Origin of the sequence: Methanocalculus sp., from assembly GCF_030651615.1 — an archaeon.
Taxonomy (GTDB): domain Archaea; phylum Halobacteriota; class Methanomicrobia; order Methanomicrobiales; family Methanocorpusculaceae; genus Methanocalculus.
In genome coordinates, this window is the sequence record NZ_JAUSCG010000129.1 from 1 (window position 1) to 4,282 (window position 4,282).

Below are 4,282 nucleotides of genomic sequence, written 5' to 3' on the forward strand. Positions count from 1 at the left end.
TATGCTGGCGAACCTTCTCGACGGCATCTTCAGCATAACTTGAGATGCCAAGAACATCATAACCCCGTGCCTGAAGGCGTTGTTTCAAATCCATCGCAACAATCGATTCATCCTCTACTATCCATACCCGCTGTTTTGTCATGTCCAGATCCCCGCTATTTATAGAGTAACGACTTTCGAGTAATTGTACCTTTTGTGGGTGAGGAGCCGGATCAGGGAGAGGTGATCGCGACATCATCAGTTCGGAGGCTGAGATAGAATCATCTCCCTTCAGAATCGAATTGCACCATAAGATTGGTTCGTTTCATATCCGGCACCCTGCCAAAGCAACACTACTCCGCCCCGCCCGACAGAGATGTGCTTCCCTGTACCTCCAGTACACGGGCTCCGTCATCTGATCTGATCGTGCCATCCTCTCCATACGCGTTTCTGAGAGAGAACCGGATATTTGCACCCTCACCCGGCTTTCCGGAGACCCGATCAGAGATACTGAAATCACCCCCATACCTTGTGACCAACTCCCGGATGATACCGAGTCCATGCCCTTCTCCTCCGGACACAACAGTCGATCTCTTCCCAAGTGGAATACCAGGTCCTGTGTCTTCAACCGAAACAGTCACCGAATCGCCCTCCTCCCATACAACGATACGGATCGAGACACCTGACCCTCCGTGCCTGACACTATTATCAAGGAGATTCCAGAGTATCTCCCCGACAAGGTCATCTGCCAGCACAATACTTTCTGTCCCTTCATATACTATTGAAATTCCGGGAAAATGCAGGATCTCATTTTTGATAACGCGATCAAGCGGGATGAACCGGATACCTGCACTGCCGTTTCTGATCATCCCAAACCTTCTTACGCTATTTATTCTTCTGATCACCTCTTGTCCCCTTCTGAGTGTCAGAGTTATAGCATCTGCAATCCTGCCCGCCTCTCCATCCACCATCCCGTTCAGGAGATCAGCATATCCAGATGCAGTAGAGAGTGCATTTGCAAGATCATGGCTAATGATGTCGAGATGAATCGTAGATGCGGACTGATCCTCCCCCGAACAGGCACAGCCTCCGTCCTTACAGGAACAGGGGACCGGTTCATGCAATTCGGCAAATACACCCCTGACCACTCCATCCCTTCCCCGATATAAAGTTCCATAAAAGATGACCAACTGGATCTCTCCATCGGCATTTCTGACATGGAGAGGGTGTTCTCTTGCCGTTTCTCCGGCAAATGCTCTCCTGCATATCCCCTCTGCCGATACGGGATCGGTAAATAGTGAGCAGAACCCGGTCCCGATAAGTTCATCTCTCGTCCTGCCTGTCAATACCTCAGTCGCTGCATTCACATCTTCTATCCGCCCATCTGCTGCGATGGTCACGAGAGGATCGATATGCGCCTCTATCAGGGTTCGCCGATATTCATCGGCTGCAATGAGAGCTTTTTCTGCTTTTTTTTGTGCTGTAATATCACGAACAGACTCAATTGCACCGGTAATTTCCCCGTTCTTATCATAGAGGAGGGTTGCCTTTGCCCAGAGAACAACCGGCTCCCCTCGTAACGTCGCCGTTTCAGTCTCAACAATAATCTCTCCCTGGTCCCTTCTGAGAAGCAGGTATGAGAGAGGGATCTCGTCATCAGGATGTAGGATATAATCAACGAGAGTTGGTCGTGCGACTCCATAAAAGGGAACCGAATAGGACTGGTCACCGTTCCCGATGATCGTTCCTGCCTTCACCCCCGTCATCTTCTCCATCGCCCGGTTCCAGGCAATAACACGACCCGAGCAGTCTATGGCAAAGGTGGCATCCGGGAGGTGGTGGAAGATATCGGCAATCCTCCGTTTTGATTCATGAGTCTCGGTTTCAAACCGGTACTTCAAAACAGCCCGCGCAACTGCATTGCCAAGTTCGGCAAATTGTGATCTGGCATCACCCCCTTTCTGAATATAGAGATCTGCACCTTTATTCAGCGCCTCGATCACAACGTCCTGCCGGCTCCTCCCGGTGAAGATGATGAACGGGGTGGTGATATCAGCACTTCTCAGTTCAAAGAGGAGTTCAATCCCATTCATACCCGGCATCTCATAATCAGAGATGATCGCGTCAAATTCAATTGATTCAACAAGATCAAGAGCCTCGGCCGCAGAAGTGCAATGGGTGACTTTAACACCTGCGTTTCTTTCAAGATAGATCTTCGTCAATTCAAGAAAAAGCGGCTCATCATCGACATGGAGGATATGCATACTCCCCAGTCCTGATTGATATGTCGTATCCAAATAACCCTCACCAGCTCTACGTAAACCGCTACCTATTGAAATCATACATCTGATTTTCTTATTTGGTGCAGATATCGGGTGACCTAATATAATGAGGATTTGTCGTTTAAACCGAGATTTAAGAGCAATTAAGATTATATCCGATTATATTTCCAAGATGAAATCACCTCTGTTTTCCAGACGTCCCGCCGCTCATTTGAGGGATGTGGATTTTTTGAGGTAGGATCTCTCTGATGGTGAATGATACATACTCTACCACAAATTCTCCTTCATTTGTTTGATCGTCGTTTATCATCAACCGGATATCGCTTTCTCATGAACGATCTGATAGATTCGGACTCAAGAACACCCTGATCCAATCGGGATATGATCTCGTCGATCACCTTCACCTGTTCGATGATCCGCTCCATCTCTTCTCCACCCCCAAGATCAGCGATCCCCATGATCACCGAGATCGGATTTCTGATCTGATCATTTAAGATGGAGAACTGGTAGATATTATCCTCAATCTGAGCAAAAGCCTCCTCCCATGCCTCTTCTGCTCTCTTCTTCTCGGTTATATCACGAGAGGTCCCGATGATACCAATGGGCTTGCCATCAGCACCCCGTAAGAATTTCATAGAACTCTCAAGACAGATGATCGTTCCATCCTTACGGTACTCCCTGGTCACAATTGTTAATGTTCTGTCAGGGTCAGCGTCACCTGCAGCTTCACGATCCATCTCGGTCTGAAAGAGAGTTTCAATATATGCACACGACTCAGGGGTCATCATCTCATCTATCGACTGGGAGAGGACTTCTTCAACCGAAAATCCTCTGATCCGTTCAACGGACGGACTGATGTACTTCAGTTTCTGATGCATATCCATAATCCAGATACTATCTGCAGTATTTTCTGCAATGAAACGGTACCGCTCCTCACTCTCCCGCAGTGCCCGTTCTGCCTCCTTCACCTCGGTGATGTCACGACCAACTGCCTGATATTCGATAGTCTCTCCGTTTCCATCAAAGAACGCCCTTATATTCCAACGTTGCCACAAAATTCTGCCATCGGGGGTGATTATCCGTGAATCAACCGTAGCTATAGGATCTGTTGTCGTGAGGGAGAAGACAGAGGTGCGGACTTTCTGAATATCACCTTCGTGGAGATCGAGAGTGATTTTACTTCCGATAACGCCAGTGCAATCAAGGCTGAAATACCGGCAGTATGCATTATTTGCAAAGACGATCGTTTTATCCGGGAGGAAACGGCAGATCAACTCCGTCTGATCCTCAACAACACTTCTGTACCTCTCCTCGGAATCCTGCAGACTTGTCATCATTGCATTGAGTTTCCTTACCATCTCCTGGAGAGAGAGGGAGAAAGAGCGGAGTTCAGGTAGACTTGAGATTCGGATCGGGTGACTAAAATTACCCTGCCGTATCTCCTCTGTATCTTCCATCAGGTACTGAATGGGTCTTGTGAAGTACATTGTAGTGGAGAATGCAAGACCACCACCGATTAAAAGGGCAATCACTCCGATGAAAAGGTGTGAATGGAGAACCTTCAGAAGCAGGGTATTTATCGAGGCAGTTGAATAGATCAGTTCGGCGACAAGATCCATCTCATGAGGAGTAACATCATTTGATAAATCAATGAAGATGTATCGGGCAACCAACCCGCTTGAAGGATTGACCACCTCATAGTCCTCGCCTGATGAAAGCACCCGTGATATGATTGCGGTACGCTCATTATCCAGAATATATGAAGTATTCCCGACTTCATGGCCGATGAAATTGAAGATCCGGACTGAAGTAAGATGTGGATTCATCTCCCGGATCGTTTCTGCAGTTTCAGTATATCTGAGGTCCTGACGTATCAGCTTGATCTCATCATCGAAATAACTGAGCTCAAGAATATAGCGATGGTCAGGCGTTGGATGGTATACAAACTTCCTTTTATCAGTACCGCTATAACCTGCGGAGATCCTTTCCGATGCAAACTCATTCCCCTCCCTGATTGTGGT

2 protein-coding genes are annotated in these 4,282 nt (G+C 47.8%); both read right to left on the reverse strand.

What is annotated here, in order from left to right; genetic code table 11:
* Window positions 1-332: 332 nt before the first annotated feature.
* Entirely contained in the window at window positions 333-2,243 is a 1,911-nt protein-coding gene (locus Q7V06_RS05630) for a response regulator (protein ID WP_304839293.1), read from the reverse strand.
* Between the two features lie 302 nt (window positions 2,244-2,545).
* Window positions 2,546-4,282, reverse strand: a 1,737-nt coding sequence (locus tag Q7V06_RS05635; protein WP_304839296.1) for a PAS domain S-box protein, incomplete at its 5' end; no start/stop codon positions are given.